This is a genomic window from Paenibacillus radicibacter (assembly GCF_024721995.1).
GTDB lineage: Bacteria > Bacillota > Bacilli > Paenibacillales > NBRC-103111 > Paenibacillus_AM > Paenibacillus_AM radicibacter.
In genome coordinates, this window is record NZ_JANQBC010000002.1 from 189049 (window position 1) to 206126 (window position 17078).

At 42.4% G+C, this 17078-nt stretch carries 17 protein-coding genes; 6 read left to right on the plus strand and 11 right to left on the minus strand.

Going from position 1 to position 17078, the window contains the following annotated elements; genetic code table 11:
• Positions 1 to 56 precede the first annotated feature (56 nt).
• The 4 genes from rnhB to NV379_RS06040 form a co-directional block, all read right to left on the minus strand.
• The gene (rnhB, locus tag NV379_RS06025) at positions 57 to 665 is read right to left on the minus strand and encodes a ribonuclease HII (protein ID WP_258206387.1); all 609 of its coding nucleotides are present in this window, start codon (positions 663 to 665) and stop codon (positions 57 to 59) included.
• 53 nt (positions 666 to 718) lie between these two features.
• Positions 719 to 2416, minus strand: coding sequence for a methyl-accepting chemotaxis protein (locus NV379_RS06030; protein WP_258206388.1), 1698 nt, complete (start codon positions 2414 to 2416; stop codon positions 719 to 721).
• Positions 2417 to 2553: 137 nt separating this feature from the next.
• Positions 2554 to 3255, minus strand: coding sequence for an N-acetylmuramoyl-L-alanine amidase family protein (locus tag NV379_RS06035; RefSeq protein WP_258206389.1), 702 nt, complete (start codon positions 3253 to 3255; stop codon positions 2554 to 2556).
• A gap of 205 nt (positions 3256 to 3460) precedes the next feature.
• A complete protein-coding gene (locus NV379_RS06040) occupies positions 3461 to 4147 on the minus strand; it encodes an N-acetylmuramoyl-L-alanine amidase family protein (protein WP_258206390.1) in 687 nt (228 codons plus the stop codon).
• A gap of 229 nt (positions 4148 to 4376) precedes the next feature.
• On the opposite strand from NV379_RS06040, the gene NV379_RS06045 reads away from it, so the two are divergent.
• The 3 genes from NV379_RS06045 to NV379_RS06055 all read left to right on the plus strand — a co-directional run bounded on the left by NV379_RS06045 (position 4377) and on the right by NV379_RS06055 (position 6945).
• Complete coding sequence (locus NV379_RS06045; RefSeq protein WP_258206391.1) at positions 4377 to 4613, plus strand: ribbon-helix-helix protein, CopG family; 237 nt, start codon at positions 4377 to 4379, stop codon at positions 4611 to 4613.
• 29 nt (positions 4614 to 4642) lie between these two features.
• Positions 4643 to 5764, plus strand: coding sequence for a DNA polymerase III subunit beta (dnaN, locus tag NV379_RS06050; RefSeq protein ID WP_258206392.1), 1122 nt, complete (start codon positions 4643 to 4645; stop codon positions 5762 to 5764).
• 89 nt (positions 5765 to 5853) lie between these two features.
• Positions 5854 to 6945, plus strand: a complete 1092-nt coding sequence (locus tag NV379_RS06055; protein ID WP_258206393.1) for a PRK06851 family protein — start codon at positions 5854 to 5856, stop codon at positions 6943 to 6945.
• Between the two features lie 110 nt (positions 6946 to 7055).
• On the opposite strand, the gene NV379_RS06060 is transcribed toward NV379_RS06055, so the two are convergent.
• Together NV379_RS06060 and NV379_RS06065 are read right to left on the minus strand one after the other, a co-directional pair.
• Positions 7056 to 8069, minus strand: a complete 1014-nt coding sequence (locus tag NV379_RS06060; RefSeq protein WP_258206394.1) for a MerR family transcriptional regulator — start codon at positions 8067 to 8069, stop codon at positions 7056 to 7058.
• 15 nt (positions 8070 to 8084) lie between these two features.
• Positions 8085 to 8885 carry a carbon-nitrogen family hydrolase gene (locus NV379_RS06065; RefSeq protein ID WP_258206395.1) on the minus strand — a complete coding sequence of 267 codons (801 nt, stop codon included), beginning with the start codon at positions 8883 to 8885 and terminating at the stop codon, positions 8085 to 8087.
• Positions 8886 to 9151: 266 nt separating this feature from the next.
• Between NV379_RS06065 and NV379_RS06070 the strand changes: the two genes are divergently transcribed.
• Complete coding sequence (locus tag NV379_RS06070) at positions 9152 to 10165, plus strand: cation diffusion facilitator family transporter (protein ID WP_258206396.1); 1014 nt, start codon at positions 9152 to 9154, stop codon at positions 10163 to 10165.
• A 71-nt stretch (positions 10166 to 10236) separates the two neighbouring features.
• On the opposite strand, the gene NV379_RS06075 is transcribed toward NV379_RS06070, so the two are convergent.
• The 4 genes from NV379_RS06075 to NV379_RS06090 all read right to left on the minus strand — a co-directional run bounded on the left by NV379_RS06075 (position 10237) and on the right by NV379_RS06090 (position 13933).
• Complete coding sequence (locus NV379_RS06075) at positions 10237 to 11730, minus strand: amidase family protein (RefSeq protein WP_258206397.1); 1494 nt, start codon at positions 11728 to 11730, stop codon at positions 10237 to 10239.
• 58 nt (positions 11731 to 11788) lie between these two features.
• Positions 11789 to 12562 carry a sporulation protein gene (locus NV379_RS06080; protein WP_258206398.1) on the minus strand — a complete coding sequence of 258 codons (774 nt, stop codon included), beginning with the start codon at positions 12560 to 12562 and terminating at the stop codon, positions 11789 to 11791.
• 103 nt (positions 12563 to 12665) lie between these two features.
• Complete coding sequence (tsaA, locus tag NV379_RS06085) at positions 12666 to 13127, minus strand: tRNA (N6-threonylcarbamoyladenosine(37)-N6)-methyltransferase TrmO (RefSeq protein WP_258206399.1); 462 nt, start codon at positions 13125 to 13127, stop codon at positions 12666 to 12668.
• 53 nt (positions 13128 to 13180) lie between these two features.
• Positions 13181 to 13933 (minus strand): class I SAM-dependent methyltransferase, encoded by a 753-nt coding sequence (locus NV379_RS06090; protein ID WP_258206400.1) that lies wholly within the window; start codon positions 13931 to 13933, stop codon positions 13181 to 13183.
• A gap of 320 nt (positions 13934 to 14253) precedes the next feature.
• Here NV379_RS06090 and NV379_RS06095 point away from each other — a divergent pair, with 320 nt between their 5' ends.
• Positions 14254 to 15432, plus strand: a complete 1179-nt coding sequence (locus NV379_RS06095; RefSeq protein WP_258206401.1) for a pyridoxal phosphate-dependent aminotransferase — start codon at positions 14254 to 14256, stop codon at positions 15430 to 15432.
• Positions 15433 to 15543: 111 nt separating this feature from the next.
• On the opposite strand, the gene NV379_RS06100 is transcribed toward NV379_RS06095, so the two are convergent.
• Complete coding sequence (locus tag NV379_RS06100) at positions 15544 to 15669, minus strand: hypothetical protein (RefSeq protein WP_258206402.1); 126 nt, start codon at positions 15667 to 15669, stop codon at positions 15544 to 15546.
• Between the two features lie 130 nt (positions 15670 to 15799).
• On the opposite strand from NV379_RS06100, the gene proB reads away from it, so the two are divergent.
• Positions 15800 to 16921 carry a glutamate 5-kinase gene (gene proB, locus NV379_RS06105; protein WP_258206716.1) on the plus strand — a complete coding sequence of 374 codons (1122 nt, stop codon included), beginning with the start codon at positions 15800 to 15802 and terminating at the stop codon, positions 16919 to 16921.
• Positions 16922 to 17078 lie beyond the last annotated feature (157 nt).

The window sequence follows — 17078 nt, forward strand, 5'->3', positions numbered from 1 at the left end:
TCCATTTCCGATCGATACTTCTATTTCTCTTATATCGGCAATCGCATAGCAGTCTATTAAAACAATTCGCCCTGTTGATTTAAAATATTGCGCAAAAAACTAGGCCGATGCAGTGGCGTCGGTCCATGTTCCAATATTTTTTCGCGATGCAATTTCGTTCCATAGCCCTTATGAAGTGCAAGACCGTACTCTGGATAAGCAAAATCCCATTGCAAACACATCCGATCCCGTGTCACCTTAGCCACAATAGAAGCTGCAGCAATCGATTGACTGATCGCATCCCCATGAATGAGCGCCATCTGATCTATTGAGGTATCAATCGTCTCCGCATCCACTAGAATATACTCAGGCTGACGCTCCAGTTCCTCAACAGCCTTTTTCATCGCTAGTCGAGAAGCAGCCTTTATATTAATTCGTTCAATCGTCTCCACATCAACAATCCCAAGTCCAATCGCAATCGCCTCTTCTAGGATTCGTTCATAGGCAATTTCTCTCTTCTTCGGGCTTAATTTCTTCGAATCATCGATGCCTTCAATCACCAGACCTTGAGGCAGAATAACTGCCGCTGCCACTACATCACCAAACAAGCAGCCTCTGCCTACCTCATCAACTCCTGCGATATAAGTGACACCCTGATCCCATAACATTTTTTCGTGTTCAAGCATTAACTTCTCTCCTTGTCTATGTATGTATAGACGTATATCTCTAACACTCCCAATTATATCTTAAATTGCTCCATTTGTTTCTGTAATGTTTTGGAGGAAGACTCTAGCATTTCAGAAGATCTCGTCATCTCTTCAATCATAACAAGCTGTTGGTTCGATGCTGCTGCCACGACTTGTGTCTGCTGAGAAGCTTCTCTGGATATGGACCCTAATTCTTCGAATGACGCAATAATTTCTTCACTGCTTGCTGACATTTCCTCGGATGCTGCCGTCACTTCTTGAATATGATCCGATACTTCTTGAATGGAACTGCGAATATGTCCGAATGCTTGCCCAGCTTGATGCGCGATCTGCATCCCTGTCTCCGTGTCTTGAACACCAATCTCAAGTTTATCTACCGTCAGCATCATATTACGATTCACTTCTTCTAATAAAGCATCGATTTGAGCTGCCGAGTGTTTACTTCGATCTGCTAGCATACGAACTTCAGCCGCTACAACTGCGAAACCCTTACCATGCTCCCCAGCGCGGGATGCTTCAATTGCTGCATTAAGTGCTAACATGTTCGTCTGATTGGCGATTTCACGGATCATTTTGAGAATAAGACTAATATCTCTTGCATTCACGCGTAAATGTTGCATATTCGCAACCGTATCCGTAACGGAGTGATGGATCTTTTCCATTTGAAGAACGGTATGCTGGATAATTTCATTTCCTTCAGTTGTATACTTGGTTGCTTCAATCGCGAGTTCTGCAACTTGAGCGGATGACTCTGCAATTGTACCCATACCACTTCCCATATCATCCATCGCTTTCTTACTTTCATCCATACTACTTAACTGCGTCATTGAACCGCTTGCGATTCGCTCGATTGATACGGTCATCTCTTGTGTAGTCGTTGCTGCTTGGTGCGCATTCTCACGCATTACACTCGCAGATTGAACAACTTGCTCCGAATTTTTCTTGATATGTATGATAAGTTCTTTCAAACTTGCAACCATCTGATTGAAGTTAACTGTTAATCTTCCGATTTCATCCATATTCTTCACGGATATTTCAGCTGATAGATCTCCTTGAGCTGCTTGCTTGGATAACTTCGTTAGTTGAATTAGTGGTCGCAACGCATACCTTATGTAAGAAACAATCAGTGTAATGGCTATTCCTACAACTAATAGTCCAATCAGAATGTTATACCATAGTGAACTAGATAAATCTGAATAAATACCCCGATAATCATAATCCACACCCTTAATTGCTACAACTTCTCCAATCGAATTCCGAATAGGGCTTAAGATCGTAATCCATTCCCCTGTATCATCTCGATATACCTCTGTAAATCCAGTTCCATCTTTTTGCATCGCACTAAAAGCTGCTTTAAACGTAGGAGTCATTTCATAATCAGATTGTGCAGCCCGATCCGCTCCTAAGAAGGTCAAATATTCCTTCCCGTCTTTCATTACTACATCTGGATAATACAAATAGCTGTTCTTGACTCCACTACTTACGCTTGTTTTCTCAAGCCCTGCTGAAATATTCGTATAGAAAGCTCCTTCAACAAATTCGTTTTCTCGAATCTCTTGTTCGATTACAGCGTTCATAGATTGATTGTTCGATTTCAATTGATTATAGTATAGATTTTGTTCTCTCCAATAGGCACTTACTATGAACTCAGTAGCAAGAAGAAGAAGTACGACTACAAGGATCACACTCGTCTTCACCACAACGCTTAAGTTTCTGAATTTTTGTATCAATTAAATTTCCCCCTTGTTGTCAAAAATAGAAACCACAACGCCATTATCCCTAGAAAACGAATCAATTGCAATCCATTGTTCAATTAATTAAAAAAAGGAACTTACCATAATATTCATGATAAGTTCCTAGCCCAAATCTATTTATCTTTTAATAAAAATGTAATAATGCCGTCTGTAATCGACTTTGCTGCATGTGTCTGAAAAAGATGGGATTGTATGCGATTCTCATCTTCTACATTGGAGATGTACCCTAGCTCCAGCAATACAGATGGCGCCTCATTGTCTCTTAATACTTGAAAATCTCCATACAACACACCACGATCACGGGTTTGCAAAAAATCTTGATATAGCAGACTATGAATGGTCTGAGCGACTTCATAATCTTCATGTCGATAATAATAGGATGTAATGCCGCCTACACTTCCCTCTTCAAAAGCGTCGCAGTGAAGACTAATAAATAAATCTGCTTTCTGCTCATTCGATAGATCAGCACGTTCAGCAAGTGATAAGAAATCATCTTCCTTTCGCGTTAGAATCACTTTAGCTCCCGTCCGCGTCTCAAGTTCTTGCTTAATATTAAGTGCAGTTTGCAGCGTAAGATCTTTCTCGTTGATCCCACTCTGTCCAATAGCACCCGCATCTTTCCCACCATGTCCTGCATCAATCACAATCGTCTTCCCAACTAGAATTGGGCTTGGTGCTGCCATCATCGGCTGTGGGCTCACATCTACTTGCTCAACTCTATTATAAACCGCAACGTATTCTCGTAATTGATAAAGTATTGCGATTGAAACGATCACACCAACAATCCCCATAACCATGAACTTCCTTTTATTCACCCAAACGTTTCTCCTCTCTGGACTAGTTGTATTTATACGCATAAAGATATATTAAATAACCCATATGCAGATGATGTCAAGTTGAGATGGAAATGATATAAAGATTAGAATATTGAAACGATAGATTCATTAGCAATCCATTGTTCAATTAAATAAGTAAAGAAACTTACCCATAAACCCATGATAAGTTTCCTGCACAAATCAATTATACTTTTGATAAAAATGAAATGATACCGTCTGTAATCGACTTTGCTGCATGTGTCTGAAAGAGATTGGATTTAATGCGTTTCTCATCATCTACATTTGAGATAAATCCAAGTTCCAGCAGTACAGATGGCGCTTTATTATCTCGCAACACTTTGTAATCCCCATAACCTACACCACGATCACGTGTCTGCAAAAAATTTTGATATAACTGACTATGAATCATCTGCCCTACTTTATAATCTTCATCTCGATAATAATAAGTTGTAATTCCGCCTACATTATTCTGTTCGAAAGCGTCGCAATGGATACTGACAAACAAATCTGCATTCTGCTGATTCGAAATATTCACTCGTTCTGCAAGTTCTACGAATTCATCTCCCGCTCGCGTCAGGACTACTTTGGCTCCCGTCCGCCTCTCAAGCTCCTGCTTCAGATTAAGCGCCGTTGTTAGTGTTAGTTCTTTCTCATAGGTACCACTCTGTCCCGTAGCCCCCACATCCTTCCCACCATGTCCCGCATCAATCACGATCGTCTTCCCAATTAAAATTGAGCTTGAAGCCATCATTGAAGCATGATTCTCTTCGCCTTTGTTATGAACCGCAACATATTCTCGTATTTGAAAAAGTATCGCGATTGAAACGACCACACCAACTATTGCCATCGCGTTGAATTTCCTTTTTTTCACACAAATTTAATCTCCCCTCAACCTAGTTGTCTTTTTTGCATAAAGGTATACTAATTAACCCAAATGCAGAGGAAGTCAAATTGAGATCAAGATTAGATCGAGATTTAAAGATTGAAACAATAGAATCACTATGCTACATTTAATATAGAATATATTGATTTAAGTAACCTAAATCATAAGTAAATGTAATATTCAATTCACAATCAATTTCAGAAAGCGTGGAATGAGAATGGCTCATAAATCAATTAAGGTAGGCGTACCAACGGAGGAAGGACAAATATCCATCCTATTTTCGCGGGGAGGGCCACGTGAAGGCGCTGGAAGAAAACCAATCGGGGTGACGAAGAAAGTTTCTCTCACGTTGTCCCAAGAAATGTGGGATGAACTTGATAAACGGCGTAAAGAACTGTCCTGTTCACAATCCGAATTATTACGGCAATTAATCGAATCAACATTACAATCCTAACGAATTTTGAGAGAAAAGGTGAAGTTATTGTGCAACTCGCAGCTCCTAAATCCATCCTTCTTCAAGCCATACGCCGCATTATAGCAGCAGTACCTACTAAATCTCTGATCCCCATTCTAAGTGGCATCCATATGGAGGCTCATTTACATGGCATCACGCTTACAGCTTCTCAAATTAGCATGACTTTACAAACTACAATTCCAATTCAGGAGGAACATATCGATATAAAGCAATATGGAAGCTGTGTCATTCCAGCTAAATATGCACTTGACATTATCCGCCATTTACCAGATGGGATCGTGATGCTCAGTGTAGATTCAGATAACAAAATTTGTATCCAATCCGAACAATCCATTTATCATTTATGCGGCATGAACCCTGAGGAATACCCCGCTTTAGCACAAGTTAATTATGAACATACGTTTCAAGTACCCAGCGATCTTTTTAAAAAGATGATAAAACAAGTAGCTTTCTCCATCTCAACTTCCGAAGTTCGTCCAATTCTAACTGGTATATCTTGCACCATTAACGATACATCTCTAAGACTAACGGCAACAGATGGCGTCCGTCTCGCATCCGCACTTACGACTATTCAATCTCACAATGATATTCCGCTATCCATCGTCTTTCCAGGCAAGTTTTTAACTGAATATTGCAAAATAGTAGACAATCACGAAACACTTCAAATCGATATTGGGAAACAAATCATTCGAATTCATAGCAATCAAGTTCTGTTACAAACGACTAGACTCGAAGGTGTATTTCCTGGACTTGAACAACTTGTTCCTCCATCTTGCATAACGGAACTCACAGTGTGTACAGCTAAGCTTTTGCAAGCATTGGAGCGGGTTTCTCTGCTTGCAGATCGTGTGCCAATTATTCGATTACATACACATGCATCACAGTTAATTGAACTTTCATCACAGACGATCGCAGTGGGTGACGTTTGCGAACAATTAGCTTACGAGACATTCCGTGGTGAGCCTATCCGCATCCATTTTAACGGAAACTATCTGATCGACATCTTGCGTCATATGGACGACACCCATGTAACATTACAATTTATAAGCGAATCCAGAGCTATCGTCGTTAAACCAGCTAATTTTGCAACTAGCCTCTATATCTTAGCTCCATCACGTACACATTCCTGATCATTTGTTATTTGTGTTCGCACCCTTTCCCACTTGTTGTAATAGGATGATGTATGATCGTGATATTCGCCTAGGAAGGTGTGAATGTAATGGCTGGTTTAATTACGAATTTTTATGTAAGCGGCAATACCGCTCATGGGTTTGCGAATTTGTTTGATTCTACTTTGCAAAATTTAGAACGGCTTATTATTGTAAAAGGCAATTCATCTACGACAAAATCTGCAATCTTACGTACGATTGGTGATCGGTTCGTAAATAGTGGATTTCATATATGGTATTTACACAGTCCATCAGATAATCAGGGCTTGGATGGTGTCATTATCCCTGAACTTGCAGTTGGTATCGTCGATGGTACACCACCGCGTGTCCTTACATCCTCAAATTCCCATGATGATACCTTATGTATCGATCTGGATGAGTGTCTGGATACAGCGCAATTACAACAATCCGAGTTAAACAGCTTGAGTCAGCAGATTGCCGAGCACTATGAACAAGCGTATGCCGGATTCGCCAAAGCACTTCGTATTCATGATGAGTGGGAAGCCCCTTATATTGCGAATATGGATTTTGAAGCGGCTAATGAAGTTACACAAGATTTCATCGCATCGCTGTTTGCTGAGAAACGACAAGAGAAAGCTGGCCGCGCGGATCATCGATTCCTTGGTGCCGCAACACCACAAGGCTCCGTTGATTATGTCCCTAATTTAACAGATGGATTAAAAAGATACTTAATTAAAGGTCGACCTGGTTCCGGTAAATCGACAATGCTGAAGAAGCTTGCAGCAGCTGGCTTAGAGCGTGGATTCGATGTTGAGATTTATCACTGTGGGTTCGATCCGAATTCCTTGGATATGGTTATTTGCCGAGAGTTAGGCTTCGCGTTATTTGACAGCACAGCTCCACATGAATATTTCCCAGATCGTGACACCGATGAAATTGTAGATATGTATGAGCGCTGTATAACAGCAGGTACCGACGAGAAATTCGCCGATACACTTACTGAAATCAAAGGACGGTATGCTGCAACGATGAAAGATTCGATTGGGCACCTCACACAGGCCAAAGCACTCCAAGATATACTTGAGCAACTCTACTTACAAGCTACGAATCTTCAACAAGTGGAAACTTTTAAAGCGGCCATTGATGAAGAAATCTCCAATTATGTAGTGAAAACCTGCTAACCTTTTATCAACTTTTCAATCATTCCAGAACACACCAAAAAAAAGCATCTCCTCTTCATTCAGTTGAAGGGAGATGCTTTTCATGTTCCGTGTGAATCAACTATAGGCAGCTATAGAATCGGTACCGCAAATACTATCTGCACCCCATCATTGATTTGTTCTTGTTTCGTCAAATATCCATTTGCCTCGAACCAACCTAATAGAGAAGGCAAATTCGCATAGTACTCCTTATATCTCTCTATAGCACGAACCCGCTCCTGCTCGTCTTCAAACATTACATCGACGATACAAATTCGACCATGAGGTTTCAGCACCCGTCGCATTTCTGCTAATGCAAGCGGCTTCTGTTCCTCGGTTAGATGGTGAAAGGCAAAGCTTGTAACGACATAATCAAACTGCCCATCCAAACAAGGAAGTGCAAGAAAATTCCCTATCTTCGTCTCGACCTCAGGGAGCTTGAGTCTACACTGCTTTAGCATCTCTTTGGACTGATCGATTGCTACAATTCGAACCCCTAGATCTACAATCCGCTTCGTTAAATTCCCTGTACCCACGCCAATTTCAAGTCCAAGCTCTCCACTTTTGGGCGATAGTCGTTTCACTGTACGATCTAAAGCGCGATCATAGTCTTGATGAATCCAACGTGGTTGGAAGTGCTCAACATTCTCATCATAAAGGGACGCTTGTTGATCAAAGTCCCAATGATCCTGCCAATTCGTACGTGCTTCACGCAGCCGCTTGGATCCTTCTGCAATTTGAAAGAAGTCATCTAAAGCTAATGCATTCTTCTGTTTTAACGATGCGATCATTCGATCTGTTGTCTCAATATTATGCTTGAGCTGCGTCCACGCCGTATAAGAGATCGCACGCTGCATTTCTAAGTAATATAGCACTTCGTCATCTTCACCCTGCTCAACACGATTTAGCACTTGTTTGATCGCATCAATGGACATACCCACTTCGCGTAAGGCGATAATCGTCTGAAGTCGCCACAACTCATTTTCCGAAAAAGAGCGGTATTGGTTCCCATCTTGCTTGGATGGTGTAATCAATCCACTTTCTTCATAGAATCGAATCGCTCGCGGTGAAATGCCTAGCTTCTCTGCAATTTGTTTAATTCGCATGATCGTTAACCGTGATTAATCTTGATACAGATGCGGTTTGCGATCACCGAACACCGGAATTTTACTGCGTACTTGCTCCACTAGATCGAGATCAATCTGAGCTTGAATAAGTGCTGGCTCTTCTCCACCTTCAGCAAGAACTTCACCCCAAGGGTCAATAATCATGGAGTGTCCGAAAAAGTCGGTAGAACCGCTCGTGCCCACACGATTACAAGATACAACATACATCTGATTCTCAATTGCTCGTGCCATTAGAAGTGTGCGCCAGTGGTGAAGACGCGGGTGTGGCCACTGCGCAGGTACGAACAAGATCTTAGCGCCATTTAAGGCAAGCTTACGGGATAACTCTGGGAAACGAATATCATAGCAGATCATCATACCTGCTGGCACGCCTTCTATCTCGAATGAACCGACTTCCTCACCCGCTACGAGGTATTCATGCTCATCCATCAAACGGAACAGATGAATCTTCGAATAGTCAGCAGTTAGCTGCCCTTCACGATCAAAGACATAAATCGTATTGTATACATCCTGACCGCGCTTATCCGCTACTGAGCCACCAATAATATGAACTTGATGATCACGTGCAAATGTAGACAAGAGTGACTTCGTACGCTCCCCGTTACTGTCCGCAAGTATATGAACACGATCAAGTGCATAGCCTGTATTCCACATCTCTGGGATCACGATAACATCTGGCTTTATGGGTACAGACACAGCTTCCTCAAGAAGATTAGCTAGTGTTGTATAGTTGATTTCAGGTTCCCCGATCTTAATATCCATTTGCAATAAAGTAATGGTTAATTGATTCGACATGACAGACTCTCCTCCGGTAAATAACGACCATTTTTAAGCTAATCATAGTTGAAGACATACGGAAGTTCAATCCTTAATTCAGAATATTGTAATTGAAAAATTGGGTATTCTACTGTTGACAAAATGGATTGTTCATCAGATAATGCATATATGAGTAGATGTTCATATACTAATACTATCTTTGGACATTAACATTGCATCTGAACATACAAACCACATTTTATATACAAAAATCATTCATTACTTATGATGTAGGGGGAAATTATATGGCAGAGAAGCATAAACATGATCACTCGCACGATCATAATCACGATCACAACCACAGTGGACATAACCACAATCATGGACATAGCCATGGGCATGATCACGGCCATGGTCACCATCACCACAATCACGGAGCAGACTTGCTGCGCCAAGGCAATAAAAAAGGACTCATCTTTGCGTTATGTATTACTTTTGGGATCATGTTGCTCGAATTTTTCGGTGGACTTATCACGAATAGTCTTGCCCTGCTATCAGACAGCGGACACATGTTAAGTGACACCGCGTCTTTATTCTTAAGCTTAGTTGCATTTACAGTAGCAGCACGAGCAGCTTCCTCGAAGAAAAGTTACGGTTATCATCGATTCGAGATATTAGCAGCACTGTTTAATGGAGTCACTTTATTCGTTATTGCTGGATTTATTATGTGGGAAGCTTACAATCGTTTCTGGGAACCACCAACTGTACAAAGCGGATCCATGATGTTAATTGCGTTAATCGGGCTTGCAGCCAACTTGCTGAGCGCATGGGCATTAATGCGTAAGGGAGATGTGCACAACAACGTCAACATGCGTAGTGCTTACCTCCACGTTCTCGGTGATGCACTTGGTTCTGTCGGTGCAATTATAGCAGGCCTTGTCATGTACTTCTTCGGGTGGTACATTGCTGATCCGATCATAAGTGTTCTTGTTTCCTTGCTTATTCTCAAAAGTGCGTGGGGAATCATCACGCATACGTTCCATATCCTTATGGAAGGCACACCATCGTCTATTAATCCAACTGCAGTGAAACAAGCGCTCTTGAATATAACAGGTACACAAGATGTGCATGACTTGCATATCTGGACCATTACTTCAGGACTAGATGCGCTAAGCTGTCATATTCGAATTGCAGATCCCGCTCAGCAACAACTCATATTGCAGCAAGCGATCCATGTAATCAAGGAGAAGTTCGACATCGATCACGCAACAATCCAAATTGAAACATCGGATATTGAACATGGTGTTTTGACCGTATAATAAGTTGCAAAGAAAACACGGATACCTAGAATCAGCAGGGTATCCGTGTTTATGATTATTGGGATGGTTTATTATTGAGATTTCAATTCCGGTGAAAAGCGACTCTTCGTCGCTTGCTCAAAACCATATGCGATTCGAATCAAAGTTCCCTCACTATACGCAGTTCCAGCAAACACAACGCCGAATGGTCCTTTGGTAATCCAACCTTCAGAAGTTGTACTGCCTTGCTCCGCATATCCAGCAGGAACTGTGATCAGCGGATATCCCGCTCTAGCTGCAAGATCGCAACCATTAATATCCCCAGGTAACAAGAGTACATCCAATTGATGCTCGTGCAGTACATGGTCTATTCCATGTGTTCGTGCAAACTCTATATTCTGTGCCTTCGCATCAAGGTAAGATTGTTCTTCTAGAGTTCCGCTTGTTTCATCTGCCCATTGCAATATATTTTGCCCATATTTAAGCGCTATATCTGCATGGGTCTCGTTATAAGCGATAACCTCTTCCAGTGAGTGCACAGGAACTGCTTCACCTAGTTTCGATAAATAGTCATTCACATCTTTCTTGAACTCGCAGCGCATCACATCCCTACGCCACTCGACTTGTTCACAGGGTAGTGATACAGAATCAATAATTGTTGCACCTTCTGCACGTAGTGTCACGATAGCACGTTCCATAATGGCAAGACGCTCAGCATCTAAATATCGATAATAATGCCGTGGAACACCGATTCTTGCTTGCTTCAAGAAATGTTTATCTAAGAAAGACGTGTAATCTCGATATGATTTACCTTGACTCTCATGTGAGTAATTATCCTGCTCGTCTACACCTGTTAGAGCACCAAGCAATATGGCGGCATCCGCTACAGTTCGTGCCATCGGTCCCGCTGTATCTTGACTATGGGATAATGGAATAATGCCACTACGACTAATCAATCCTACTGTCGGTTTGATGCCGACGATGAAGTTTTGACTAGAAGGACAAATAATGGAACCCGAAGTTTCCGTTCCAATCGCTGCCGCTGCGAAGCTTGCTGCCGTTGCAGCAGCAGACCCTGAACTTGATCCTCCAATGAAAAGTTCACCTGGTCCGTATGGATTCAAAGTAAGTCCGCCTTTGGAACTGTACCCCGCCCAGATTGTACTCGACATATAACCTGCCCATTCTGTCATATTCGTCTTCCCCAGTAAGATCGCACCTGCCTCGCGAAGCTTTCTTGCCACCCAAGAATCTTCAGTCGCTATGGAGGAAGCAAGCGCAACCGATCCTGCACTTGTATGCATCTGATCTGCAGTATCGATATTATCTTTCAGTAAAATCGGAATCCCATGTAGAATCCCCCGACTACCTTGCTGCACACGTTCTTGATCCAATTGCTCTGCAATTTCTAATGCTTCTGGATTCAGTTCCAGAATAGATCGAATTGTCCCATCATATTGCTGAATTCGTTCTATATAAGCTTGAACAAGCTCTACCGAGCTAATTTCACCTGAATCTAATAACTTTTGTAAATTCTCTATATCTGCTTCAATTAACCATTCATGTTTACTATAACTAAATTCCATTTAAGCACCCTCCCATATATCATTTTCTAAAATAGGGGTCAGCGCTCAAGCCGAATGCTTAACGAGACTGTTTTACAATCCAGCTCTCAAGTGTTCGTGCAACTGTCTCTGGACCTGATCTCAAATCGCTTGCAGAGAAGTACACTTTTCCATGACGCTCATCCATATCAAGTGCTTGCTCGAAAATACCGGATAATCCGCGTGCTTTACGATCAATTTCAACTCGTACATGAATGCCGCCTTGATCCACTGTCATAACGAGCTCCAGCTCTTTAATACGGCTTGAGAACGATGATCCTGGTAAAAATTCGAACTCTTGTTCGAATGGCACACCATGGCCATAACGCGAGTACTCACATGTTGCGGTGCGGAATCTAAATCCGAGCGACTGTACAGCTTGGAATACGACTTCCATATAAGGATGTGGTTTGACTTCAATACCGTCTTTGTCCGATGGATCTACTGCTACTTCAATATCTAGTCCTGTATGAAGCCATACGGGTTGACCACTATATGTAACTGGTGTTTCTAGAGGTAATGAGAATGAGAATGGAATTTCCATCTGCTCCCCGCTTTTAAGATCAATGGCACCTGTTACGTTTACTTTTGCAAGGCAATAGTGCTCTGTATACTTCTTATCGTCGGACTCGCGAATGTAGCGTGTCATCAATTGAATGTAGATTCGATCAACCTTCTGATCGACACTTCCTCCTTTTAACCGTACAACACCAGACACTTCTTCCCCTGGTACATAAGAATCTTTTTCTAGAAGTGTATCGACTTCAGCACTACCAATTCCTACTTTTGCTAACATTTTGTTGAAAAATGACATATCATAAGACCCCTCTCCATATTCAATCACTTCACATACGTACAAACGGGATAGCGGTTTCATGATAATGGATAATTATAAATATTTCGTTTATAACACGCTTTCACTTCCAATACTGGGCCATAAGCTGACTTGACCAAGCAGGTTGAATGACCTCTTTCTTAGGAAGAAATTCCTTCATCACGGGCTTAATGTCAATAATCGGTGTTCCATCAATCGCATCTAAATTCTGAACAATTAGCTTCTTACCCTCGTGTTTAATTAGCTCCACAGTCGTAACACCTAACTTATTTGGTCTATTCTTTCCTCGTTGTGCAAAGATCCCGACTTTCGGGAAATCTGGATTGTTACGTGGATGCCTAGCTTCATACTGAATTTTATCATCTGAGACCTGGTCGAAATAAAATAGGATGTCTAAATGTGAGAATGCCTCTATGCCTAACAACGCTGATTCCTCAAGTTCAGGAGTAAGCACGATCTCCGAAAGAATCGACCCCCAATTGTCGTCTAACATCTCCTTGCGCGTATTATGAACATAAGCAATGGGACGAATCGTATATTCCATAGTTAATACCACCCTTTAACTTATTTATAAAATGTTGATGCATTCTACATTCACTACTTCACAGCCAGCCACATCGTCCAGCGATCTCTTTCTGTAATTGGGGTCTCTAATGGCTCAACTGCTCCGAGCTTCTCTACGATCCACTGCGTTAAGTCACACAATTGTTCGTCTGTTAAAGCATGGAGCAGAGAACGACCTGTACGAGACATTAAATCCGTTTGCAGCTCAGAAACTGTGGCATAAGTTCGCCTTGTCTCCCATAATGAATGTTCTTGGATGGAATGAAATCCGGCAACTTCTGTAGCATCGATCACTCTCGCAGATGAGGGTCTACGTCCTTGCTCCTTTTCCAACAATTGCGGATAACGCTCAAAGAAATAGCCTCGCAAATGCTCCCTGCTGCCCGGTAATACACAATCCTCAGGTGTGCGGTCTTGAATGACCATCATACCTCCCGGAACAAGCAGCCGATGAGCCTCTACAAAACACTTCTCTAAATCCTCAATATGATGGATCACAGCACGTTCCATTACGATATCAAATTGTTCATCCTCGATTCCCGTCTCAAGTAGATTCCCCTGCTGCCAATGTATGTTGGGATATTCGATTGTATTAAGTCGTGCACCTTCCAGCATCACCGCTGAAAAATCCATACCCACAAGCTCCTTAGCACCCAAGTCAGCAAGTGCTTTCGTATAAATCCCGCCCCCGCAACCTAAATCCAGCACACGCTTATCTTCAATCTCCACATGTTCTTTCATCCACTGCACCCAACTCGCATCTGCTAAGCGTGAGGTATAAGTCATCTTTAACTTTTCATCATGAAAAGAGTGTTTGGTCTTCCTGTTTGAATTATTTTCTATAAATGAACTATCACTCTGACTTGATCTTTTACCAATATGGTTAGACAGACTATCGTTTCGTTCGGACATAATCAAACACCCTTTCAGTTTCATTAAATGAAACTAAGTATTGTATAATGAAACTACATACTCGTAATATACACGATACTTATCGTTTTGAAAAGATGTCGCTATACAAGTTTTTTTAATTTTGGTACATTAGATTCAATTTCATAGAATCATTAGAGTTACGTATATAAGTCTTATCTCGGAGTGTGAGGAACATGGATTTTAACATTACACCTGCAGCTCGAATGCAGGGACTACCTACTCAATTTTTTGCAACATTAGTTAAGAAAGCGAATGCACAAATTGCTGCTGGACATGATGTCATTAATTTAGGTCAAGGCAATCCCGATCGACCAACGCCTGAGCACATTGTGGATTCTCTAAAGCAAGCAGCGAGCAATCCGCTTTATCATAAATACCCCCCATTTACGGGCTATGCTTTTCTAAAAGAAGCTGTTGCGAAGCGTTACCAAGAAGATTATGGTGTTAAACTTGATCCCGAAACAGAAGTTGCCGTACTATTCGGCGGTAAAACAGGGCTTGTCGAGCTTGCACAATGTTTGCTTAATCCAGGAGATGTGTGTCTTGTTCCCGATCCCGGATATCCCGATTATTGGTCAGGTGTTGCGCTATCCGGTGCACGAATGAGTGCAATGCCACTGACGGCAGCTAATGCCTTCCTTCCTGACTACAACGCGATTTCACAGGAAGACCTAGACCTTGCGAAGTTGATGTTTATTAATTATCCGAATAATCCAACCGGTGCGACAGCTCCGATGTCTTTTTACGAAGAAACCGTTCAATTTGCGAAAAAGAATCAAGTGGTTGTGGCAAGTGACTTTGCATACGGGGCGATTGGATTTGACGGTGAGCAGCCGATCAGTTTCTTGCAAGTACCTGGCGCTAAGGAAGTCGGAATTGAATTCTATACGATGTCCAAAACGTACAACATGGCTGGCTGGCGCGTTGGTTTCGCTTTAGGTAACCGTGAAATTATTAAACTCATTAACTTGATGCAGGATCACTACTACTGCTCGCTGTTCGGTGGCATTCAAGAAGCTGCTGCTACGGCACTAACGGGACCCCAAGATTGTGTGGAGGAATTAGTGAATGTTTATGAGAGCCGCCGCGAGGCACTGTTTAATGCGCTTGATTCCATCGGCTGGAAAGCAGAGCGCTCCAAAGGCTCTTTCTTCACATGGCTGCCTGTACCTGCACCTTATACTTCAACGGAGTTCGCTGACTTGTTATTAGAAAAAGCGAATGTCGTCGTCGCACCTGGCATTGGCTTTGGTGCACATGGTGAAGGCTATGTACGACTGGCTCTTCTAGCATCTGAAGAACGCTTAACAGAAGCGGTTCATCGTGTCGGAAAATTGGGTATTTTTGCTTAAAATGAAACGGATTTATAGCTTTGACATTCCCCTTTACAACGATTCGGAGTCTGTGATATTCTTGTAAGAATATTAACGTGATGATGGGAATAGTAAGAGGTCTAAGCTACGCTACAGAGAGCAAGCTCCACCGACTGAAAGAGCCTGCCGTAAGCCACCTTCCGAACCTGCCCCAGAACGGTCAGTGATGAGCTGAACAGCCCCTACTGTTATCAGGGTATGAAGTTGGATGCGCATGCATCAATGAAGGTGGTACCGCGGAAGTTCAAGACTTTCGTCCTTACAAGTTAAGGATGGAAGTCTTTTTTGTTGTATACAGAAATAGAGAGAGAGATAGCTATCAATTAAGTTAAAGGAAGTGGAAGAAATGCATACGGATCAAGTACGTGTTGTTATCAAAATCGGGTCTTCCTCCCTCACCTTAGAGAACGAAGGCCTAAACATGGAGCAAATCCGCTACTTCGCATCTGAACTCGCAGCACTACGTGCAGAAGGTTTACAAGTGTTACTCGTGACCTCAGGTGCCGTTGCAGCAGGATTTACCTCGCTTGGCTACAAAGCTCGTCCGAAGCTCCTTCACGAGAAGCAAGCGTCTGCATCTATCGGTCAGACACTCCTCATGCAGGCTTACCACGAGGCACTTGCCAAGTATGGCATCGGTGCAGCGCAAATTCTGCTCACCCGCTCCGACTTTACGAATCGCAAGTGTGTGCACAATGCATCAATGACGATTGATGAACTCCTGCACCGCGGTGTCATCCCAATCATTAACGAGAATGATACGATTTCCGTTGATGAGATAAAGTTTGGCGACAATGACACGTTGTCTGCACTTGTTGCAAATTTGGTGAAGGCGCAGAAACTCATTATTTTGACAGATATCGATGGACTGTATACCGATAACCCTCGAAATAACCCACTTGCGAAACGTATTGATCATGTGGATGAAATTACAGATGAGTTGTACCAAATTGCAGGCGGTGCTGGCTCCGCTGTTGGTACAGGTGGAATGCGTACGAAGATCGAAGCTGCTCGTATTGGTATGCGTGGCGGTGTGTCCGTATTCGTTGGTCGTAGTTATGAGCCTGGTGATCTGATGATTGCATACAAAGGTAATGGCAAAGGAACTTACTTTGATGCGAAACATCATAACTTATCGATGAAAAAGCAATGGGTAGGCTTCCATTCTGTTGCCGCAGGTACAATTATCGTTGACCAAGGGGCTGAGAAAGCACTGCTTAATGGCGGCAAAAGCTTGCTCCCAGCTGGTGTAACACAAGTCGAAGGCGATTTCCATCCCGGAGATGTGGTCGAAGTACGCAATGTGCAAGGTGAATGCATTGGACGCGGGATCGTCAACTACACCCCTTGGCAAATCCAAGCAGTAGCAGGACACTCCTCAGAAGAAGTCACCAAACGGATCGAAGTATCCCGTATTGAAGTCATTCATCGTGACGAATGGGTCACGTTACAATCTTATAAATCTTAAGGGTGTGTTTGAAAAGTGGGGCACTGCGAAAAAGGGAATGCTTCCGGTCGCTGTTGAACTTGTGAATTCTGATTAGGTTAAAGTGGTATTTTCACAAGTTCAAAGGCGATCGCTTCGCTCCTACAGCACACCCTTTTACTTCGTTTAACTTTTCTAA